This window comes from Parenemella sanctibonifatiensis (assembly GCF_002250565.1).
Classification (GTDB): Bacteria; Actinomycetota; Actinomycetes; order Propionibacteriales; family Propionibacteriaceae; genus Parenemella; species Parenemella sanctibonifatiensis.
In genome coordinates this window covers 215326-236121 of sequence record NZ_NMVJ01000009.1, presented here as the reverse complement: position 1 = coordinate 236121, position 20796 = coordinate 215326, and the positions used below count along the sequence as shown (strand labels likewise).

19 protein-coding genes are annotated in these 20796 nt (G+C 68.4%); 5 read left to right on the top strand and 14 right to left on the bottom strand.

The genetic code is table 11. The annotated features are described in order from the left end of the window. Positions 1 to 80: 80 nt before the first annotated feature. A complete protein-coding gene (locus tag CGZ91_RS11650) occupies positions 81 to 1010 on the bottom strand; it encodes a hypothetical protein (protein ID WP_094455354.1) in 930 nt (309 codons plus the stop codon). Positions 1011 to 1175: 165 nt separating this feature from the next. Between CGZ91_RS11650 and CGZ91_RS11645 the strand changes: the two genes are divergently transcribed. Continuing rightward, complete coding sequence (locus CGZ91_RS11645) at positions 1176 to 1511, top strand: hypothetical protein (RefSeq protein ID WP_094455352.1); 336 nt, start codon at positions 1176 to 1178, stop codon at positions 1509 to 1511. 138 nt (positions 1512 to 1649) lie between these two features. On the opposite strand, the gene CGZ91_RS11640 is transcribed toward CGZ91_RS11645, so the two are convergent. From CGZ91_RS11640 to argS, 9 genes are all read right to left on the bottom strand, one after another. Beyond that, complete coding sequence (locus tag CGZ91_RS11640; protein WP_094455350.1) at positions 1650 to 2573, bottom strand: hypothetical protein; 924 nt, start codon at positions 2571 to 2573, stop codon at positions 1650 to 1652. After that, entirely contained in the window at positions 2566 to 2886 is a 321-nt protein-coding gene (locus CGZ91_RS11635; protein ID WP_094455348.1) for a hypothetical protein, read from the bottom strand. The genes CGZ91_RS11640 and CGZ91_RS11635 overlap by 8 nt, the downstream gene beginning before the upstream one ends. Then, positions 2886 to 3356, bottom strand: coding sequence for a hypothetical protein (locus tag CGZ91_RS11630; protein WP_094455346.1), 471 nt, complete (start codon positions 3354 to 3356; stop codon positions 2886 to 2888). The genes CGZ91_RS11635 and CGZ91_RS11630 overlap by 1 nt, the downstream gene beginning before the upstream one ends. A 110-nt stretch (positions 3357 to 3466) precedes the next feature. Next, positions 3467 to 5404, bottom strand: coding sequence for an FAD/NAD(P)-binding protein (locus tag CGZ91_RS11625; protein WP_094455344.1), 1938 nt, complete (start codon positions 5402 to 5404; stop codon positions 3467 to 3469). Further along, positions 5401 to 6723, bottom strand: coding sequence for an LLM class flavin-dependent oxidoreductase (locus tag CGZ91_RS11620; RefSeq protein WP_094455342.1), 1323 nt, complete (start codon positions 6721 to 6723; stop codon positions 5401 to 5403). Before CGZ91_RS11620 ends, CGZ91_RS11625 begins: the two co-directional genes overlap by 4 nt. Beyond that, on the bottom strand, positions 6720 to 7856 hold the full coding sequence (locus tag CGZ91_RS11615; RefSeq protein ID WP_094455340.1) for an LLM class flavin-dependent oxidoreductase: 1137 nt from the start codon (positions 7854 to 7856) through the stop codon (positions 6720 to 6722). Before CGZ91_RS11615 ends, CGZ91_RS11620 begins: the two co-directional genes overlap by 4 nt. 208 nt (positions 7857 to 8064) lie before the next feature. Beyond that, positions 8065 to 9519 (bottom strand): Ig-like domain-containing protein, encoded by a 1455-nt coding sequence (locus tag CGZ91_RS14370; protein WP_179229341.1) that lies wholly within the window; start codon positions 9517 to 9519, stop codon positions 8065 to 8067. Between the two features lie 259 nt (positions 9520 to 9778). Continuing rightward, positions 9779 to 10312 carry a DUF6886 family protein gene (locus CGZ91_RS11605; protein ID WP_094455338.1) on the bottom strand — a complete coding sequence of 178 codons (534 nt, stop codon included), beginning with the start codon at positions 10310 to 10312 and terminating at the stop codon, positions 9779 to 9781. Positions 10313 to 10337: 25 nt separating this feature from the next. After that, a complete protein-coding gene (argS, locus tag CGZ91_RS11600; protein WP_094455336.1) occupies positions 10338 to 11972 on the bottom strand; it encodes an arginine--tRNA ligase in 1635 nt (544 codons plus the stop codon). Between the two features lie 126 nt (positions 11973 to 12098). On the opposite strand from argS, the gene CGZ91_RS11595 reads away from it, so the two are divergent. Genes CGZ91_RS11595 through CGZ91_RS11585 form a run of 3 tightly spaced genes read left to right on the top strand, consistent with a single transcriptional unit; the run spans position 12099 to position 14533 of the window. Next, positions 12099 to 12911 (top strand): aldo/keto reductase, encoded by an 813-nt coding sequence (locus CGZ91_RS11595; RefSeq protein WP_094455334.1) that lies wholly within the window; start codon positions 12099 to 12101, stop codon positions 12909 to 12911. 6 nt (positions 12912 to 12917) lie between these two features. Then, a complete protein-coding gene (locus CGZ91_RS11590; protein WP_094455332.1) occupies positions 12918 to 13577 on the top strand; it encodes a hypothetical protein in 660 nt (219 codons plus the stop codon). Next, positions 13574 to 14533, top strand: coding sequence for a hypothetical protein (locus CGZ91_RS11585; protein WP_094455330.1), 960 nt, complete (start codon positions 13574 to 13576; stop codon positions 14531 to 14533). The genes CGZ91_RS11590 and CGZ91_RS11585 overlap by 4 nt, the downstream gene beginning before the upstream one ends. 20 nt (positions 14534 to 14553) lie before the next feature. Here the strand turns inward: CGZ91_RS11585 and CGZ91_RS11580 are convergent, their stop codons facing one another. Beyond that, positions 14554 to 15834 (bottom strand): sulfatase-like hydrolase/transferase, encoded by a 1281-nt coding sequence (locus tag CGZ91_RS11580; protein WP_094455328.1) that lies wholly within the window; start codon positions 15832 to 15834, stop codon positions 14554 to 14556. A gap of 41 nt (positions 15835 to 15875) precedes the next feature. Continuing rightward, the gene (locus CGZ91_RS11575; RefSeq protein WP_094455326.1) at positions 15876 to 16481 is read right to left on the bottom strand and encodes a SanA/YdcF family protein; all 606 of its coding nucleotides are present in this window, start codon (positions 16479 to 16481) and stop codon (positions 15876 to 15878) included. A 180-nt stretch (positions 16482 to 16661) separates the two neighbouring features. Here CGZ91_RS11575 and CGZ91_RS11570 point away from each other — a divergent pair, with 180 nt between their 5' ends. Then, entirely contained in the window at positions 16662 to 17387 is a 726-nt protein-coding gene (locus tag CGZ91_RS11570; protein ID WP_094455324.1) for an arsenate-mycothiol transferase ArsC, read from the top strand. 115 nt (positions 17388 to 17502) lie between these two features. Here CGZ91_RS11570 and ggt read toward each other — a convergent pair whose 3' ends face one another. Both ggt and CGZ91_RS11560 read right to left on the bottom strand, forming a co-directional pair. Beyond that, positions 17503 to 19347: a gamma-glutamyltransferase gene (gene ggt, locus CGZ91_RS11565; RefSeq protein ID WP_094455322.1), complete on the bottom strand. Its 1845-nt coding sequence runs from the start codon at positions 19345 to 19347 to the stop codon at positions 17503 to 17505. Between the two features lie 47 nt (positions 19348 to 19394). Further along, positions 19395 to 20708, bottom strand: a complete 1314-nt coding sequence (locus CGZ91_RS11560; protein WP_094455320.1) for an exo-beta-N-acetylmuramidase NamZ family protein — start codon at positions 20706 to 20708, stop codon at positions 19395 to 19397. Positions 20709 to 20796 lie beyond the last annotated feature (88 nt).

Genomic DNA, 20796 nt, shown 5'->3' with positions numbered 1-20796 from the left:
CGCGAAGGTGATATTGACCTTCGCCGCTGCGTGGCGCGGACGTTTCAGGGCGATCAGGCGGCGCCGAGCTCGGTGCCGCCTCAGGCCGCGCGGGAGCCGTCGGTGATGTCGCAGAACGGGTCCATCACGACCGGGCTGCCGCTGGGGTAACAGCCGGTGGTGCCGAAGACATACGGAGCGTCATAGCCCTGGCCGACCTTGGTGCCGATGATGCGGGCGTCGAGCGAACGGGCCTCGTTGGAGTTGGTGTTGAAGAACTCCGAGAAGGCCGAGAACATGCCGGCCTGCTCGATCGAGCCGCCGATGATGTGGAAGCTGTCCGAACCGTTGCGGAAGCGCAGCGGATCGCCGGTGACGCGGCGGATCTCCGGCTTGAGGATGGTGACGTTGTCGGCGTCGTTGGCGATGTAGACCGCGTGGATCGAGCCGATGTTGCGGCTGTTGATCATGTCGGTGAAGACCGGCGAGAAGACCCGGGCCCCGTCGACGTGCTGGAACTGCAGCCCGGCGTACCCGACGCCGTCGCCACCGTACGCATTGCCGATCTCGGTGAAGGTGGCGCGCTTGATGGCGACGTTGTCGGCGTACATGACGCGCAGCCCGTTGGTGGCGTTGCGGAAGGCAAGCCCGTCCAGAGTGATGTTGCGGGCTCGTTCGGTCGGCTCGATACGCAGCAGGTAGTCCTGGTGGTTGTTGTTGCCGGTGAAGGTCGCGACGCCACCCCGAGCGGCGAAGGTGACGCTGGCGGCGGACGGGTAGGTCCACTTCTGGTTGCGCAGTTCGTAGGTGCCGGGCTGGAGCCGGACCTCGATGTCGCCGGTGGCGGCCGCCTCGGTGGCGATCTCGTTGGCGCGGTTGATGCTGGCGATCGGCGCATCGGCGGTGCCGGAGTTGGCGTCGGATCCGTCGGGCGCGACGTGGATGATGAGGTCCTGCTGGGCGGCAGCTTGGCTCGGCATCATGCCGAAGGCAAGGACCACTGCGGTCAGCAAGGTCAGGACGGTACGCATGGGTGATCCCTTCGTTGGGTGGCCCCGGAATCGGGTTTCCTCTGAGCCTAGAGGGAGATCCAGGCGTTGTCTGCAGCGCCGCCACGGGACAGAAAACCGGCGCGAAACCGCGCCGGACTCCGCCGGGCAGGTCCCCGTAGGAGCCGGACGCCCGATACTTGTCAGGTGGAGAACTGCACCGCCTGCGGCACCGTCGGAGTCCCGAGCCAGGGGCCGATCCCGTGGGACGTCGACGCGACCACGGCGGAGCTCGCCGATCGGGTGGCAGCCGGACGGATGCAGGTGCTGCGCGGTGACGTGGCCCTCACCGACATGACCGCCCTGCTCGAATCGGAGCGGAAATACACCGTTGCCAGCTTCCTCAGCTGCCAGGAGTGCGGACGGATTCTCTTCTGGGGATTGTCGATCCGAGGCAATCCGATCCTGCGATACGCCGACCCCGACGAGGTCGATCGCTGGCCCTGGCAGCCCATCCCGCCGCGGGAGTCCTGGGCCCACTGAGCGCGAGGGCACTGTCCTCACCGACAACGGGCGTCCGTTGAGACCAAAGCACGAGCACCACGAAGCGTCCGTGCCAGACGGCAGCGGAAGCCAACGGAGCCTCACTGCCGCCTGATGCGGACGCTTCAGGGGGTTGGCTCAGTCGGTCCAGGTGTTGTCGATACCCTGCGGCAGCGGCCACGGGCCGAGATCGATGTTCGATGCCGTGTCGACCAAAGCCTGGAACTCGAAGGTGTCCCGCAACTCCGTCAGCTTCTCCTGCAGTTCCTCGTGATGCTTGGTGACCGCGTCGCCGATGACGTCCAGCGCTGCCGAAGCTGCGGACTGCCAGGACGGGACACCTGAGGTCAGCGAGATGCCACCCTTCAGGAGCCCGATGCATTCGTCGACACTGTCGATGTAGACCTGCAGCACCGCGTTGCACAGGTCCACGACCCTGTCCACCAGCGGCGGATGAGCATCCATCAGATTGTCGATGTCACTGATCATGGTGTCGAACCGGGAGATGTAGGCACTCAGCGCCGTGGTGTAGTTGGTGTAGCCACCACCGGACCACGGCCCACCCGCCCCGGACAGAGTTTCAGCCTCCGCCTTGCGAGTCTCGAACGTGCTGCGCGCATCCTGGAGGGTCTCGCGAGTCCGCGCCAAGGTCTGCGGCACCTCGACGAGGCTGTCGAGGTCCGTCTCGTTCATCATTGAGAGGGTGCCGCCCTCCTCCTGGGCCTTCTCCAAATCGTCACGGCACGCCTGCACCTCCTCCTGCGGGGAGGACTCCCACCACATGACCTCGATGTGCTCGCCATACAAGTAGGCCGGCGATCCATCGCTGTAGGAAAAGATGCTGCCAACACTGGGAGTGGCGTATTTCTTCTCCGTCGCCGGGTCGTTCTTGAACAGCCAGTGCATCTCCTGGTCGCTGTCGACCGACTTGCCATAGACCGAATACTGGAGGCCCCAGTCGGAGTACGCGATCTCCCGGGAGTGCGAGATCTGGCCCTCGAACTTGTCCCGGTTGTCGACCAGCTCACGGTGCAGCTCGCGCAGGGTTGCGGTATCAGTCATTTTCGTTCACCACATCCGCCAGCTCTTCGGCCTGTTCCTCGGTGACCCCGTACGACTTGCCCGTCTCGAGCAGCAGGTCACCCATCTTGCCGGTGGCCACCCCACAGTTGAGCAGGTTGTTGGTGATGTTCTCGAACGAAGTGTTGAGCGCCGGGATGAGCTCGTTGAGGGTGCCGTCGAACTCGGCCGAGAAGGGCGGCAACTCCGGCACCAGGTTCATCGCCTGCCAGTCGCCGTCCAGCTCCTTGCACAGTTCGTACCAGAAGGTCACATGCTTGTTGAAGAACGTCTGTTCTTGGGTGTATCCACCCATCACTTCTTCCTTTCAGAAACGAAGCGCTCCAGACGCTTCTGTGCGGTGCCGGCCTCATCGGGAGGCGGCGGGGTGCAAGCTTCCATGAGTTCCTCGACCAGTTCCGAGGTGACGACCCGACGCATCCAGTCCTCGTCCTGGCAGGTCACCGCCAGGACTCGACCGCGGAGCCAACGAACAGTGAAATGTCGGGTCCGAACCTCGACGGGTGGGGCTTCGTTACGGTGACGCTCATCGCGCGCCTCCTGGATCAGGAGTGCGAACTCGCCCAGATCTTCGATCCGGACATCACCAAGGCTGGGGCGGTAGCTCCCCGGCCGCTGAGCGAGCTTGATCATTTGACGGTGAAGTTGGTTGAGCAGGACGCTTGGTTCGACCTCGTCCCGCCAGCCGTCGCGGACCATGATCCGCTCCGGCTGGTCAGTGGCCCATTCGAGGGTGATCCACGGCGGATCCTCGCTGGAGTTCATGTGGCGGACTTTATCGCCGGTCAGGGTCATACTTTTCCGCGCCCCCGCCCACCGCGTACGCCCCAGGCGGACACTGCAGGGGTGAGCGGCGCCACGGCGCGATCGACATCTCAGCTGGCTGCCCGCTCCGGCTCGTCACCTTCCCGGAGCGCGGCCAGTTCCGTGAGGACGGCCCGGGCGATCGCATCCCAGCGCCGGAAGCTCAGGGCATTGGTGCGTGGCCGGCTGAAGGCGCCGGCCTGGGGCCCGCTGGTGCCGGGACCGACGGCGTACCGACGAGGGTGCGGCGTACCGTCGGCGCGAATCAGGCGTCCGTCGACGTCTCGGACCTCCAGGCATCCGGACGGGATCGTGCCGGCGGCCTTCTGGCGACCGGCACCGGAATCAATCAGATCCCGCAGCACAGCCGAGTCGGTGTCGTCGATGCTGGGGTCGGGCAACCACGCATCGATCAAGGTCCTCGCCCGGCGCTCCCCCGGCAGGGTCGTGGTGGTGGCGACGAACTCACCGGTCTCGGCGTCGGTCGCCACCTGCAGATCGGCCCCCAGGAACTCGACCACCCCAGCCTCGCTCAACGCGATCAGTTCCTCGACGCGTTCCCCGGGCGGACCGGAGGCGATGTAGCTGAAGAACTTGAACCAGCGGCCGCGAAACTCCCGGCGATAGGACTCCGGCTGCCACGCCGGCGAGGCCGACAGCTCCGCCAGCGCCATGAAGGATCGCAGCATTCCCAGGAAGAGCGCAGAGTTTTCGCTGAAGCGGGCATCGGTGCGCCGCTCCAGGTCGGTACGCAGGTGGTCCCGCATCCACGCCTGCAGCTGCGCCGAGTCCGCGCACTCCACCCCGGCCAGCGGTCGGTCGAGCTGCGTCAGGTCGAGCCGGTCCGCCGGATCCGGGACCGCCTCGGCGATCAGATCGGCGTACGCCGCCGATTCCAGGTCGGCTTCGTCGAACCGCGCCAGGAACTCCTCCCAGCCCAGCCTCACCCGTGCCGGCGAGCCGGTGAACAGTTCCAGGTAATAGGCGTGGAGCATCTCTTGGCGCAGCACCGGCCACAGGTCGCGCCGGAAGTCGATGCTGCCGCGGGCCTCGATCTCCCGCGCCACCGCCAGCGTGAAATAGCGCGGCTGATAGAGCTGCCCGCGCAGTTCCTGAGCGATCTTCGAGCGGTACGGCACCCCTCGCCGGGACCCGATCAGCAGCTTGGGCTCCCGCCCGCTCGGCAGATACCGCAGTCCGCCATCGCGTACGAAGCGGCCACCGCGCCCCACAGCCAGCAGCACCATCAGGTCGATCGCTGCCAGCCCCATCCCCCGCACCAAGACCTCCTCACCGGGCCGGATCTGATCATGGTTGACGTCGGCGGTGAACGCCGGTGGGAAGTAGGTCGCCCCGCTCGCCCGGGCGAACTCGGCCAACCTGACCGCATCCCCCTGCGGCCGGGATCCCAGATGCCCGAAGCTGTAGATCACCAGGTCGGTGGTCAGTTCCACCCCGGAGCGAAGCACCACGATCTGCGCACCGCCGGGTCCCTCCTCGACCCGGGCCACCTCATCGGTGTGCCACCGGACCTGCGATCCGGGCGCCAGTCGCTCGATGCTGCGATTCAGGCACCACGCCAGATAGCGCTGGTGCAATCGTCTGGTCGGGAACGTCGCCGGCCCCAACCGCGCCGCCTCCGCGGCCAACTCGTCCCCGAGGTCAACGGCGATGTCTCCGTTGCGCACGCCGGCCGCCCATTCGGCCAGGTCCGGCCCGGGCGCGACCGGCCCGTCGACGGTCGCGGTCTCGTCGGTGAACATGGTCACGTCACCGGCCATCGAGTTGAGTTTCAGCAGCCCGGACTGCTGGTCGCGCCAGATGTGCCCCGACCCGGGCGGATACGGGTCGATCAGGTGCACCACCAGCGGCCGGGCGTCGAGCACGGCCTGATTCTCTGCGAGCCGTTCCAGTACGCCGGCGGCGGACGGGCCCGCGCCCACGAAAGTGACGCACTGCGCAGCCTCCGTCCGACCATGATCAATCAGTCGGGCAGCCCGGGCGGTCATGCAACGGTCTCCAGCGGCACCGGCGTGGCAGCGGTGGTCCCGAGCAGGTCGCGCAGCGTCGCCCCCTCGGGATATTCCGCCCGGTAGGCGCCGCGCTCCTGGAGGATCGGCACCACCCGGTCGACGAACTCGGCCAGCCCATCGGGCACCAGGTGACCGATCAAGGTGTAGCCGTCGCAAGCCCGGGCATCGACGCGGGCGATCAGTTCGTCGGCGACCTGCTCCGGCGTCCCCACCACGCTCGGCGCCCCGTACTCCCGCACGGCCAGGTCGCGAATGCTGAGACCGCCCCGCTCCGCCTCGGCGCGCCACTGGTTGGCCTTGGCCAACCGTGCCTCGAAACCGCGCTCGCGGGGCACCCGCCCCAGCACGGGATCGTCCTCACTGGGGTCGATGTCGGGCAACGGACCGTCCGGGTCGTACGCCCGCAGGTCCCTCCCCCAGATCTGCTCCAGGAAGGCGAGTGCGGTCGGCGGACTGACCTGGGCGCGACGGATCGCGTACGCCCGCTCCTGCGCCTCCGCCTCGGTGTCGCCGAGCGCGAAGGAGATGCCGGGCATGATGATGAGGTCCTCGCGGGCCCGACCGTTGACACCGAGCCGGTCATCCAGATCACTGCGGAAGTCCTGCCCGGCCTCGCGCTGACCGAACGGGGAGAAGATCACCTCGACATTGCGGGCGGCCAGGTCCCGGCCCTCCAAAGAGATGCCGGCCTGCACCAGGACCGGCGCCTGCTGGGGACTGGCGGGCAGCGTCTGCTGCACGTCGACGTCGAAGTAGCGGCTGCGCAGCGAGACCTCGCCACCCAGCGGCGCCGCCCAGATCTCGGCCAGCGCGCTGATCATCTCCTGGGCCCGCAGGTAGCGCTGCTCGTGCGGCAGGTGGTCGCCCTTGCGGAAATTGGCCCCGGTGAAGGCGTTGGTGGTGGTGACGACGTTCCAGCCGGCCCGACCACCGGAGAGAACGTCCAGACTGCGCAGCTGCCGCGCCAGGTCGGCTGGTTCGTTGTAGGTCGCACTGAGTGTGCCGACCAGGCCGATGTGGTCGGTGATCGCAGCCAGTGCCGAGAGCACACCGACCGTGTTGGGCCGCCCCACCACGTCGAGGTCGTGGATCTGGCCGTTCTGTTCGCGCAGGCGCAGCCCCTCGGCGAGGAAGATGTAGTCCATCAGCCCGCGTTCGGCGATCTCGGCAAAGCGCCGGAAGGAGTCCCAGTCGATCTGGCTGCCCGCCTCGGGGTCGGACCACACGGTCTGCTGGTTGACGCCCGGGAAGTGCGCGGCGAGGTGGATCTGGCGGTGCGTGTCAGGAGCGGTCATGCGGATGCCTCCAGTCGGTGGGCGGCGCGGAAGTCAGCGGTGAAGGCGGGGGCGGCCACGTACTGGTTGGGTGCGGGCACCAACCCGAGGCGGTCGCGCAGCGTACGCCCGGTGGGCACCTCGGACCGCAGCTGCGGCAACACGTCGGCCAGGAAGATCGTCGTGTCGGCGTTGGTGTCGAGTGGACGCACTCGGATCCCGTCCAGCCCCTCGGAGAAGGCAGCCAACTGCTCGAGGACCTCACCGGGGGAGCCGGCGACGAGTTGCGCGTCACTGCTGAACTGATCAAGGTTCAGGCGCCCAAAATGGACGTTGACGTCGCCCCAGACCTTGATCGGAGCGCCCTCCCGGCCCACCCGATCAGCCGCTTCACGCACCTCGACCAGGATGCGTTCCCGGTCGCCGCCGCTGAAGGGGGTGATCGCGACGATGTCGCTGACGGCCGCGGCAAACTCATAGGGGATCCGCTGATGGGCCAGCGCGAGGACCGGCGGCTGCCCCTGCGGCGGCCGCGGCGTGATCGACGCGCCGTGGACCGAGAAGTGGTGGCCCCGGAAACCGGGGTTGTGGATCTTGTCGCGGTCGATGAAGCGACCGGTCGCCAGGTCGCGGATCTCGGCGTCGTCCTCCCAGGAGTCCCACAGCAGCCGCAGCACCTGGCCGAACTCCCAGGCCTCGTCGAAGCCAGGCAGGGTCGCCGCGCTGATCTCGTCGGGCGACAGCGTGCTGAACTGCGCACGGCTGAGCCAGGTCTGGCGCCCCACGGCGCGGGCCTCGGCCTCGAGCAAACCGACTCGCAGGCGTACGCCGGCTCGCCCATGGGAGGTGTGGTCCAGGGTGGCGACGGCGGTGGCGGTGTGGAAGGGCTCCAAGGCGGTGATGGTCGCGGTGGGCAGCAGGCCGATGCGAGCGGTCTGGGGCGCCAGCCAGTTCGCCAGAGCGAAGGAGTCGAAGCTGGCCGACACCCCGTCGAGGGCGGGCCCATCCTCGAAGCTGAGCAGATCGACGCCCGCCCCATCAGCCTGGCGGGCCAGGGCGCTCCAGTCCCGGGGCCGCCCGGGCCCAAACTCGCCGGTGTCGTGGGCGGCTGGATGCCACCCCGCCCCGCGTATCGACAATCCGATGTTCAGCACGTCCGCTCCCTCAGGTCTCTGGTCGTCCCCGTCGGAGGGCGACGCCGATCACCTTAGCGCCTTGTGCTGATATGCCCATAATTGTTTGTGATATGAGCCAGGAGGTGGCGCCCCCCGCGAATACACCCCTACGCCCCGGAGACGCCGGCGCCGCCGTCCCCGATGGGGCGACGGCGCCGGTGTCATGTGGTCCGTAGGCCAGGCCGATTCAGGAGCGGCGGCGTGCGAACACGGTGGCTCCGGCCACGGCCATCAGGCCGAGAACGATCGGCACCACCGAACCCGCGCCACCGGTGTCAGGCAGGGCCGGACCAGTCGGCGTCGAGGACTCCGACGGGGTCACGCTCGGCGACTCCGAGGGAACGCACGGGGACTCCGTCGGCGCCTGGCTGGGCGTACCGGTCGGCGACTCCGAGGGGGTCACGCTCGGCGACTCCGACGGCTCACACGTGGGAGTCGGGGTCGGCGTAGGAGTCGGCGTCGGCGTGGGAGTCGGCGTCGGCGTGGGAGTCGGGGTCGGCGTCGGCGTCGGCGTAGGAGTCGGCGTCGGCGTGGGGGTCGGGGACGGCGTCGGAGTCGGGGTCGGCGTCGGCGTCGGCGTCGGCGTGGGAGTCGGGGTCGGCGTAGGAGTCGGCGTCGGCGTGGGAGTCGGCGTCGGCGTCGGGGTCGGGGTCGGCGTCGGGGTCGGGGTCGGGGTGGGGGTCGGGGTGGGATTAAGATCCCCGCTACCCTCGCCCCCGGCGCCATAGACGGCCGCCTCGGAGTCCGGCTGCGTCGCACCACTGGAGACCGTGACCACCGCAGTGTTCTCGACCGTCGTCGCGCCAGCCGGCACGATGGTCTCGATCACGAGTGCCCCGATCATCCCATCAGGGATGTTGTTGATCGAGCCCTGAACGACCTGCTCGGTGCACGTCACGTCATGCGAGGTGGCTCGCTCGCTGGCCGCCCATCCGCCGTCCTCATCGAGGGTCCAGATCTCGATACGGAGCCGCGAACAGTCAAACCGCTGCCCACCACGGGCCTCGTCACGGAAGTGGACCTTGTCGTAGCCGAGCGGCCCCATGACGACCCAGTCCATCCGGTTGGTCCGGTAGTTCCACGTGCCATACTTCTGCCCCTCGGTGCGGGGGTTCGTGCCGTAGTCGATCGGCTCACCGACCTCGCCACGCACAACGGCGTCGGAATCGGCACCCCAACTGATCTCCAGCTCGGTGCCGGGCTCCGCTTCCCAATCCAGCTCAACCCAGAACCAGGCGCTGCCGGACACGTTGCGGTGCTCAGCCACGAAGTCAGTCAGCGTGAACACGACGTCGCCATCCCGAACCGACGCCACCGCGACCACATTGCCGTTGCCGTCCGCGAGGCTGAAGGTGGTCGTCATGACGATCAACTCGGGCGGGAGCGCGATGCCGAAGGTGTCACCGGGCTGCGCCGAGTCGGGCACGGACCAGTCCAGCGCGACCTCGATCCGGTCACCCGGGCGGAGGACGCCGTCCTCGCTGGCACCGGTGATGCGGAGGTCCGTGATGGCGCCGTCGATCTCGGCAGCTGGCGCCGCAACGGGGTTGATGATGAAGCCCGCCATGACGGCAGCCACCAGCATCAGACTCGCGACGAGCGCGCGTGTCTTGGGCGCACGAATGCGCACGGATGTGCTCATGGATACTCCTTGATTTCCCATGGGTCGACCTAGGTCAGCCCGCGCGCCCCCCGGCGCGCTGACATGGTCACACCCCGACGCTCCCCCTGAATGGCGCGACGGGTGGCGGCACTACCGCAATGTGACACCGTTAACATTAGGGGACCCGAGGGTGAACCGAAACGTCACGAACCGACGTTCACGCGCGCTGGCAATGGTGACCATTCGTGCAGCGCTGGACCACGGGTACGTCGCCCCGAGGTCGCCGCGCAGCCGGGCGTCAGTCCGTACGCGCGTTCCGCAGCCGGATCCCACTCCACCCCAGCGTCGTGGTGATCACCTCGGACCAGAAGTCCTGCAGTCGCGGCAGCACCCGCAGCTGGATGCCAGCCTGCTCGTGCAGGGCGAACAGGTCACCGACGCGGACGGGCGGGCCGAGTGGGCGCACCTCGCTCTCACTCACGTACGCATGCGACTCGGTCGCGCTGTACGGCCGGAAGTCCGCAGCCGCGAAGCGGTAGGCGTACAGCTCGACCGAGCGCATCGCCTCGAGCCAGCCGTACTCCACGGCGTGGATGCGGTTGCCACCACCGGGGCCGAGGATCCGGAGCCGGTCCTCGTCGGTGGCCGCAGGCGTCACCCACGCCATGGCCCGCGGGCACTGCCGGGGAAACCAGTAGTCCGGGCAGCGCTCGCCGTCGACGGCCCACACGTACACCTCGGGCTGCTGTGCCGTCCGCGCGACGTGTGGGGCAAACCGCGTGATGGTCGGGTCCTCGGAAAAATGCAGCACCTCGCCAGCGGCAGCACTCATGGACGGGACCCTAGCCCGCCTCGACTCACATTCGCTCGGGCGCCGGGATCCCCAGCAGCGACAGGCCGCGCGCCAGCACCTGCTTGGTCGCCAAGCACAACCCCAACCGGGAGGTGCGTACCTGACCCTCGGACTTGAGGACCGGGCAGTGCTCGTAGAACACCGAGTACGCCTCGGACACCTCATAGAGATACGTGCACAGCTTGTGCGGCTGGAGGTTCTCGGCCAGCTCGGCCACCACCTCGCCGAATCGGGTCAGCAGCAGCGCCAACTGCTGCTCGGCCGGCTCGGTCAGCACGGTCACCGTGTCCGAGCTGAGCTCCTCGGCGGCTGCCTTGCGCAGCACCTGGCAGCAGCGGGCATGGGCGTACTGCAGGTAGGGCCCGGTGTTGCCGGTGGTCTGCGCCATCCGTTCAGGGTCGAAGACGTAGTCCTTCTGCAGGCCGGTCGACAGGTCGGCGTACTTGATCGCCGCCAGCGCAATCTCCGGCGCCGCCTCCTCCTCGGCCGCGTCGAGCAGCGACGCCAGGCTGGCCGCCGACCCGTCGCGAGTCTTGAAAGGCTTCCCGTCCGGCCCCAGCACCATGCCAAAACCGACGTGCTCGGCGCGTACGCCCTCGGGGAGATAACCCGCCATCCGGGCAACGGCGAATACCTGCCGGAAGTGACCGGCCTGACGCAGGTCGGTCACGTAGATGATCCGGTCAGCGCCCAGATTGCGGACCCGGTGCCGGATCGCAGCCAGGTCGGTGGCGGCGTACCCGAATCCACCGCCGCTCTTGCGGACGATCAACGGGGCCTCGAAACCGTCGACGAAGACACACAGCGCACCGTCGTCGATCACGGCGACGCCGGACTCCTCCAGCTCGCGGGCCACCACGGGCAGGTCGTCGTTGTAGGTGGACTCCCCTGCCAGGTCATCCTCGGTGAGGAGGACGTCGAGCCGCCGGTAACCCTCGGCGAAACCGCCCCGAGAGACCTCGATCAACTGCTTCCAGATCCGAGTGGTCTCCTCATCGCCAGCCTGCAGCTTCACCACCCGCGCGCGGGCCCGGGTCGCAAACTCCTCATCGGACTTGAAGTGGGCCGAGGCCTGCTTGTAGAGCGCGTCGGCGCCGGCCAGGTCCAGCTCCAAGACGTCGACCTCAGCCTCGAGGATCTCCTCGACCAGCATGCCGAACTGGGTGCCCCAGTCGCCGATGTGGTTCTGGGCGATGACGGTGTTCTCGGTCGCGCTCAGCACCCGGTTGAAGCAGTCACCGATGATCGTGGACCGCAGGTGGCCCACGTGCATCTGCTTGGCGACGTTCGGCGCGGAATAGTCGATGACGACCCGCTGCGGCGCCTCGGCCGGCACCACACCATCGCGGGGATCAGCGAGGATCTCGGTGGTACGCGCGGCGAGCACATCGGCGCGGATCCGGATGTTGATGAAGCCCGGCCCGGCAATCTCGAGCGGCTCACACAGGTCGGCCAGGTCGATGTCGTTGACCAGACGCTCGGCGATCTGGCGCGGCGGGGCACCCTCCGACTTCGCCAGGCGCATGGCGACATTGCACTGGTAGTGGCCGAACTGCGGTTTGGTGGCGGGACGCAATTCCGGATCGATGCCGGCGACCGCCTCAATCCGCGCGCTGATCTCAGTCGGGAGGGAGGACATGGCGGCCAGTATTCCATGAGTCAACGGCGTCTCCAGCGGGTTTCCGCCACCCCCGAGCGGGCGTACGAGCCACACCGCGCGGGAACCACGACGGCTAGGCTGACACCGACCGAGGAGGAGTCCGACATGTCCGTACCCACCATCCGCCTCAACGATGGCACCGAGATCCCGCAGCTCGGCTTCGGAGTCTTCAAGGTGCCGCCCGCCGAAGCCGCCCAGGTCACCGCCGATGCGCTGGCTGCCGGATACCGCCACATCGACACCGCCGCGATGTATCACAACGAGGAGGGTGTCGGGCAGGCCGTCGCCGCATCCGGCATCAACCGCGACGACCTGTGGATCACGACCAAGCTCGACAACGGCGACCAGCACCGCCCGGCCGAGGCGATCCGCACCTCCCTGCGCAAGCTGGGCCTGGACCACGTCGACCTCTATCTGATCCATTGGCCGATGCCGCAGCAGGACCTCTATCTCGATGCCTGGTTGGCGATGGAGAAGGCCCAGCAGGAGGGCCTGATCCGCTCGATCGGCGTCTCCAACTTCCACGGCGAGCACCTGCGCAAGGTCGTCGACGGCTCCTCGACGGTGCCCTCGGTCGACCAGGTCGAGATCCATCCCTCGTTGGCCCAGTACGACCTGGTCACCGAGATCGAGAGCTTCGGCACCAAGGCCCAGTCCTGGAGCCCGCTGGGTCGCTCCGAGGACCTCGAGGCGGTGGCGCCGATCGCGTCCGAGTTGGGGCGAACGGCTGCCCAGGTGATCATCAGGTGGCACCTGCAGCGCAACCTCATCGTGATCCCCAAGACCGTCAATCCGCAGCGAATGGCCGAGAACTTCGACGTCTTCAGCTTCGAGCTCGACGATGACACGATGGCCGCTCTGGACGCCCTCGACGCCGGCAACCGGGCCGGCAGCCACCCGGACGACAAGAACGCGTGATCACGCGTGTGGGCCTGGCTTGATGCCCTCACCCTCCGGCTCGACACCGGGCGGTATCTCGCCGACCCCGCCAATGGTCAGATCGCGCTGACGATCGTCCTGCTCGCCACCGCGTCCACCCTGGTCGGACAGTCGGTGGTCTTGGTCATCAACCGGGTGCGCGGCTGGGGCTTGCTCTTCGCGCTGGCCTCCAATGCGGTGATGGTGCTGGCGGCGTACATCGGGATGGGCTTGCTGCTGTGGCTACTCGGCGTGATCTTTGCCGAGGGGCAGACGGTGCCGGCCCTGGGCGTTGCCATGATCGTGATGGTGTCGGTGTCGCCGCAGGCCTTCAACTTCCTCGGCGCCATCCCGCTGCTGGGCCCGCTGGTGACACGGCTGACCTCGGTGTGGGGACTACTCATCACCTTCCTGGCCGCCCACCAGCTCTATCCGGTCAGCATCTGGGGCGCGGCGGGCCTGACGCTCGCCGCCTGGCTCGGAATGCTGGGCGCCTCCACCCTGATCGCGCCGGGCTATGCCACGCTGCGTGACCGCGTCTGGCGTCGGGCCACCGGCCGGGAGTTGTACGCCGACTCCAGCCACCTGCTCGACGAGGCCACCATCGAGGGCAGCATCGCCGACCTCAACGGCCCCGACATTCGGTTGGACGAGGGTGACCGATGATCACCACGATCCTGCTGTTGGTGGTGGCCTTGGTGGTGTTGGCAGCCTTCCTGGCGCCCTTCGAGGCGCTGCGCTGGTGGGGCCGGCAGGCCACCATCGAGGCGAGCAGCCAGCTCGAACAGGCTGCCCCGAAACCGCCCCGCGAACCAGACGAACCGACCTGCTGGGTGGTCTACGTGTCCGGTGTCGGCGCCACCTCCCCGGTGATCAACCGGCGCGGGGAGCAGCCCCTCATCGACGGCGTCCAGGCGCGCCTGCAGGGCGCCAAGATCGTCAGCCACATCTATCCCTACGACATGACCAACGTCGGTCTGACCGACGGCCGCTGGTCGTCGCGGTTCTGGCGACTGGTGTCCGCGCTGGGCCGCAGCCGCTTCACCTCCACCGCCCACGCGCTGGTCTATCTGCGCAATGTGATGCAGGTGATGGTCTCGGCCGACAGCCGCTATGGCCCGGTGTATTCGCTGGGCATCGCCAAGGTGATCTGGGAGGAGTTGCTGCGCAACGGATACCAGCCGCGTACGCGCGCACCGATCGTGTTGCTGGGCTGGAGCGGCGGCGCCCAGATCGCGCTGGGCGCAGCCAGCTATCTGGCCGCCACCGGAGCGAAGACCTCGGTGCTGTCGCTGGGCGGCTTCCTCAACTCGGATCCGGCGCTGGATCACATCGCTCACCTGTGGCACCTCAAGGGCACCAAGGACTGGGTCCAGGCGCTGGCGCGCGGCTTCCCGTCGCGCTGGCCGCAGGTGCAGGGGTCAGCCTGGAACCGCGCCAAGGCGGCCGGCCGGATCACCCAGACCGTGATCGGGCCGATGCGGCATCTGGGCCGCGGCTCCTATCTGAGCTCGGGGGTGATGCTTCCTGATGGCCGCAGCTGCCGCGACACCACCATGGACGCCATCGCTGACACCATCGCCCAGGCCGGGCTTGCCAAGCGATTGCTGCCGCCCAGCTGAGCCGTTGCGCCAACGGCGGCTCACGGGCGGGGCGACGCCGCGACGCCAGGGCCATACTGCCCCAGGGCGGTGAGGATGTAGCCGTTGGTGAGGTCGTCGCCGTAGCCGACGGCCAGCCGCCACAGTCGGGCGTACAGATCCTCGACGACGGCGCGGAGTTCCTCGGGCACCCGTGTCTCCTCGGGCACCCCGACCGCTCGCGGTTCGTCACCGCGGTGCAGCAGATTTTTCATCTCGCCCGGGTCGGTGGCCAGGTGATACAGCTCGTCCCGATCGAACATGTTGACGACCAGCTTCCAGTCACCGGCGAGCAGAATCCGCTGGTTGCCGTAGGTCTCATTGCCCTCGGTCGCCAGCAGCAGGTCACGCTCCGCAATGGGCTCGCCGGTCAGCGCCGGCACCAGCGAACGACCAGACATCGGGTGGGCGAGCTCCGCGCCGCACAGCTCCAGCAGCGTCGGCCCGATGTCCATCAGTGAGACCGCGGCGTCGACGACACCGCCACGGTTCGCTGCCTGGATCGGGCGCCCGCCGATCACGAGTGGGACGTGGTAGGCCGAGGTGAACGCTGGCAGCCCCTTGCACCACAGCCCGTGGTCACCGGCGTAGTCGCCGTGGTCGGAGAGGTAGATGAAGATGGTGTCGTCGAGCTGCCCCGACTCAGCCACCGCCGCGACCACCTCCCCGAACAGAGCGTCCTCGTAGCTGCAGAACGCCAGATAATGCCGCAGTGCCTCGCGATGCTCTGGCTCGGTCAACTGGTCGAACCGGTCCCGGATCCGCCGATAGAGGGCGGGTTTGTCGGTCATCGGATCGGCGAAGCTGTCCTCCAGGTGGATCGCGTCCGGGTCGTACTGGTCAAGGAACTCCTGGGGCGGCTGATAGGGGTCGTGCGGCCCGAGCGGCCCAATGTAACTGACCCATGGTTGGTCCTGGTCGGCCCGGGCGCGGATCCAGGGATTCTCAGTGTTGCTGACATGCCACTTGCCGGCGAAGCCGAGCGCGTAGCCGGCGGAAGCGAGATCCCGGGACCAGAAAGGCGTACCGGGTCGAGGCCCTCGGCTCAGCGCGTTGGCGACATTGACGTTGTTCCACACGCCGTGCTCGATCGGGTGCCGGCCCGTCATGAAGGACGTCCGCGCCGGGCAACAGCGGGGCGAGGGCGCGTACGCCCGTGAGAACCGGACGCCGTCGGCAGCCATCGCGTCGACGTTCGGGGTCAGCGCTCGGAGCCGGTGGCCCGGATCCAGCGTCGCGCCACGCTGCTGGTCGGTCATGAAGATCACCACATTGGGACGCATGGCCACTGTCCATCAGCCGGCCGCCCGGCTCTCGACCCAGCTCAGCCTTCGGCGGGCGGACGCCCGGAGGCGACGTCGATCAGCATCTTCCAGTTCGCCAGCAGCTCCCGAGCGACGCCATACCACCAGCTGCGCGGGTGCGGCCCGCGGACGCTCTCGTCCCCCACCCCGATCGCATCCAAGCCGACCCAGCGACAGGTCGCCACCGCGCGGGGCAGGTGGTAGCTCTGGGTGATCATGGTCACGGCGGTGGCGCCGTACTCGTCGCGGGCCCGGACACAGGTGTCGTAGGTGTCGAGGCCGGCCGGGTCGACGGTGATGTCCTGCGCCGGTACGCCGCGGTCGATGGCGTACAGCTTCATGGTGGTCGGCTCATGCAGCGCCTCGGCGCTGTCGTCCCCGCTCATGATGAGTCGGTCGACTTTGCCGGACCGGTAGAGCTCGATCCCGAGGTCGATCCGGGCCCGCAGGTAGGGCGAGGGGCCACTGGGCTGGACTCGGGCGCCCAGCACGATCCCCACCGGCCGGTGCGGCGCCGATTCGACGGTGTGATCGGGTCCGGAATCGGCCCGGACCGCGATCGCCGGACCGGCCAGGGCGGCCACTCCGACAACCGCTGCCACCGTCAGGAATCGCCAGCGTTTCATCACCCGAACAGTCTAGGAGGAAGTCCTGCCGAGCCCCAGTGCGAGCCCTGCGGCACACCAGAAACCACCTTCGTACACCCGTTGTTCACCTCCTGTTAACCTTGGCCATGGCGGTCGCGTGACTGCCGCGACAGATCTGAGCCGATCTGCACCAGAACCGATGGAACCGAGGAGGACGCCATGGGCATTCAGCAGGACATTGATCGGGACGTCGCAACCCCCGAGACCGTCCCCGCTCTTGACGTCGAGGCGTACGCCAGCACCATGGAACGGGTGCGCCACGACTTGGGCGTGCGCTACCGCGGCTGCGTCGCCGAGGCCGAGATCGAGCAGCTGGTCAACGAGATCCGGGCCCGCCTGGAGGCCTCCGGCCGCCACCTCGACTTCATCCCTGCCCTGACCGAGAACGCGGTACGCGCTGAGCTCGCCGACCGGGCCGCCGCCCTCGGCGAGGCGCTCACCTCCACCCCGAAGATCCTGTTCGTGTGCGAACGCAATGAGGGCCGCTCCCAAGTCGCCGCGGCGCTCGCCGAACACCTGTCCGGCGGTCACGTCATCGCCCAGGCCGCCGGACTGCGGCCGACCGGGCGCCTCAACCCCCACGCCGCGACCGTGCTCGCCGAGCGCGGCATCGACCTGTTGGTGCCGCTGCCGAGCGAAATCCAGGACGACGTCCTCGATGCCGCCGACGTGCTGGTGTTGATCGGGCTGCAGGATGCGCCCCTGGTCGGGCAGCGCACCGTTCACTGGGACATCAGCGACCCCTACGCCCAGGACCTCGATGCAGCCCGGGGCATCGCCGACCAGCTCGAGCAGGGCGTACGCCAGTTGCTCGCCGAGCTGGAGGTTCCGCTGGTCGAGGGAGCGCCGCCTGCCAGCCCGCGCCGCGAACTCGCCCACGCCTGAGACCAGCACGCCTGAGACCAGCACGCCTGAGACCAGCACGCCTGAGAGAACAACACGAACAGCTGACCCCCACAACCGTCCAGGCCCGCCTCCACCGAGGCGGGCCTGAACGCTGTCAACGTCCGATCGGTCGTTCCACCCGGGCCGCGCCACCGCCGCCGCGGACGGTCTCGGCCGCCGCATGGGTACGTCGCCGGTCCAGATCCAGACCGGAAGCGTTGCCGATCCAGTCCGAGCTGCTGAGCTGGTGGCCCAGGGCCGTGAGCCCGGCGCCAACCTCGGAGGAAGCCAGCCCCAGGTCGGCACCCTCAGCGCCCGCATTGCGCGAGCTGAGCCGCGGCGCCGCGATCGCCTCGACCAACGGCAGTCCCCGTGACAGGTGCCCCAGAATGATCTGGGCGACCGAGGTGATGATGGTCGCGCCGCCGGGGGTGCCGCAGGAGAGCACCGGCTCGCCGTCCTTGATGATGATGGTCGGGCTCATCGAGGAGCGCGGCTGCTTGCCCGGGCCGGGCAGGTTCGGATCCGGTACGCCCTCGGTGAGCGGCACGAAGTTGAAGTCGGTCAACTCGTTGTTGAGCAGGAAGCCGTGCCCCGGCACCGTGATCGCCGACCCACCGGTCTGCTCGATGGTGAGCGTGTAGGAGACCACATTGCCCCACCGGTCTGCGGCATTCAGATGGGTGGTGTGCGGCCCCTCGTACGGTTCGTCCTGACGGCCACCCTCACCGGGTTCGTCCTCGTAGTCCCCGTCGGGGAAGCCGAACGGGATCGGCCGCGGCTGGGCCCGGTCGGGGTCGAACAGACCCGCCCGTTCCCGGGCAAAGCCCTCACTCAGCAACTCCTCCACCGGTACGCCGTCGACGTCACCGACCCACCGGTTGCGGTCGGCGAAGGCGGTCGCGGAGGCCTCGGAAAAGCGGTGCAGGTAGTCGACCTCGTCCAGCTCGGCCAGCGCCTGACCGGTGCGTTCGGCGTACGCCTCGATGAGGTTGAGGATCTGGCCGACCGCGATACCGCCGGAGCTGGGCACATCCATGCCATACACGTCGTGGCCCTCGTAACGGCTGTGAGTGGCATCCTGCACCACCGCGCGGTAGCGACGCAGATCCGTCGCAGTCATCTGGCCGGGCAGCACGCTGACGCCCTCGACGGTGGTCGGGCGCTGCGCCTCGGCGATGATCGCGTTCGCGATCGAACCGAAGTGGAATTCCTGCTCCCCGCGGCGCTGGAGCCGCTGATAGGTCTGCGCCAGGTCGGGGTTGCGGAAGGTGCTGCCGACCTCGGGCACCTCACCGCCGGGCAGGAAGAGGTCGGCCGACGCCTGAAACTTGGCGAACCGGTCGGCATTCGAGGCGATGTGGTCGTGGTAGTTCTGATCCACCACGAAGCCGCGCCGGGCCAGGTCGATGGCGGGCTCCAACAGTTCGGCAAGCTTGCGGGAACCGAACCGCTTGGCAGCCAGGGCCCAGGTGGACAGGGTGCCGGGCACGCCCACCGACAGCCCCGAGGTGACGACCGTGTCGAAGTCGAGCGCGGCTCCGGATTCGTCGGTCAGCGAGGTCTCGGTGAAGGACCGCGGCGCCTTCTCTCGCCCGTTGATCGTCCAGGTGTGTCCGGAGCGGGCGTGGTGAAAGACGAAGAAGCCACCGCCGCCGATGCCACTGGAGAAGGGTTCGGTGACGCCGAGCGCAGCAGCCGCGGCCAGCACCGCGTCGACGGCATTGCCGCCCGACTTGAGGACCTGCAGCCCGATGTCGCTGGCGTACGGATCGACCGAACTGATCGACCCACCGGCACCGACCGCCTCGGGCACCTTGAGGGGTTCTGGCACCGGTCCGTCCTGGCTGTACGCCCGCCCGGCCAGCGGTATGCCGGCAGCCAGGCCGAGGCCTGCTGCGGCGGCCAACACCGTACGCCGGGAGGTGCGGACGCGGGGAAGGGGATTGTGCTGGGACATGGCGTCTCCATTCACTGGGGGTGGGGTGTCACGTGGGGGTGGGGGCATCAACGGGGATAGATCAGGTATTGGCGGCGGAGTCGATCGAAGGACCGCTCGTCGGCCCGCCACACCCGGATCAGTTGCTCGGCCGAGGCGCCGGCTTCGCACAACTGCTGGAAGCGTTGGGATCCGGTGAGCAATCCGATCCATCGGCCCGGTTGGTCGCCGTCCAGGTCGCGCCAGCCGAAGTCGTCATAGAGGTCGCGGGCCGCGGTGATCATGTGGGTGGCGACCTCCAAGGAGTTCAAGGCCCGCGGGTCGGTGAGGTGGACCTGGACACCGGCGCAGACCTCACCCTGCCACTTGGAGAAGGTCGGGTTGAAGTACGCCTCCCGGAACTCGACCCCGGCCAGGTCGCGCTGGTTCAGTTCGGCAGCCCAGCGATGGTCGGCGTACGGCGCTCCCATCAACTCGAAGGGGCGGGTGGTGCCGCGCCCCTCGGACAGATTGACCGCTTCGAACAGGCCGGTGCCGTAGTAGAGGACCGCCGTGTCGGGGGTGGGCATGTTGGGGCTGGGCATCACCCACGTCAGTCCGGTGTCGGCGAAGACCGAGTCGGGATCCCAGCCCTCCATCTCGACGACCTCGACCTCGGCCAGGCTGCCGCCGGCGGCCGTCGGCATCAGTTCACCGTTGAAGTAGCGCGCCACTTCACCCGCAGTCATGCCGTGGGCCAGCAGGATCCGGTCCTTGCCGACCCCGGAGCTGAATCCCTCGCGCAGCATCGGGCCGCGGGCGGTGCCGCCGGTCGGGTTGGGGCGGTCCAGCACCATGAACGACCGGTCGGTGCGGATCGCGGCGATCATCGCCTCGTACATGGTCCAGATGTAGGTGTAGAAGCGGGCGCCGACGTCCTGGATGTCGAAGACCACGGTGTCGATGCCGGACTCCTCGAAGAAACCGGCGAAGGCATCAGCATCGGCGCCGTAGGCGTCGTAGACGGTGATGCCGGTGCGTTCGTCGACCGTGGTGCCCTCCGACTCGCCAGCCTGGGCCGAACCGCGGAATCCATGCTCGGGCCCGAATACCGCGCCGATGTCGACCTTGCCGGAGGCGTGCATCGCGTCGACGATGGTGGCCAGGGTGTCCTCGACGATCCCGGTCGGGTTGGTGATGATGCCGATCCGACGGCCCGCGAACACCTCCCACTCGGCTGCGGCGGCGACATCGGCACCGGTGCGCACCTTGTCTGAAGGAGAGCGGCCGGAAGGGGTACGCGGGGCGGCTGCGGCCGTCCGCGGCATCACGGCCGCCGCGGTGGCCACGGCGCCCAAGCCGGCGGTGGCCAGCATGCCGCGTCGGGACAGGGATGAATCCATGGTCAACGTCCTCTCGGTCGTCCACCGAGACCGTCACCGCGGCTTCCGCAGCGCCGGCGCCCGGATGGCCGCCACCGGGGTGGGTAGC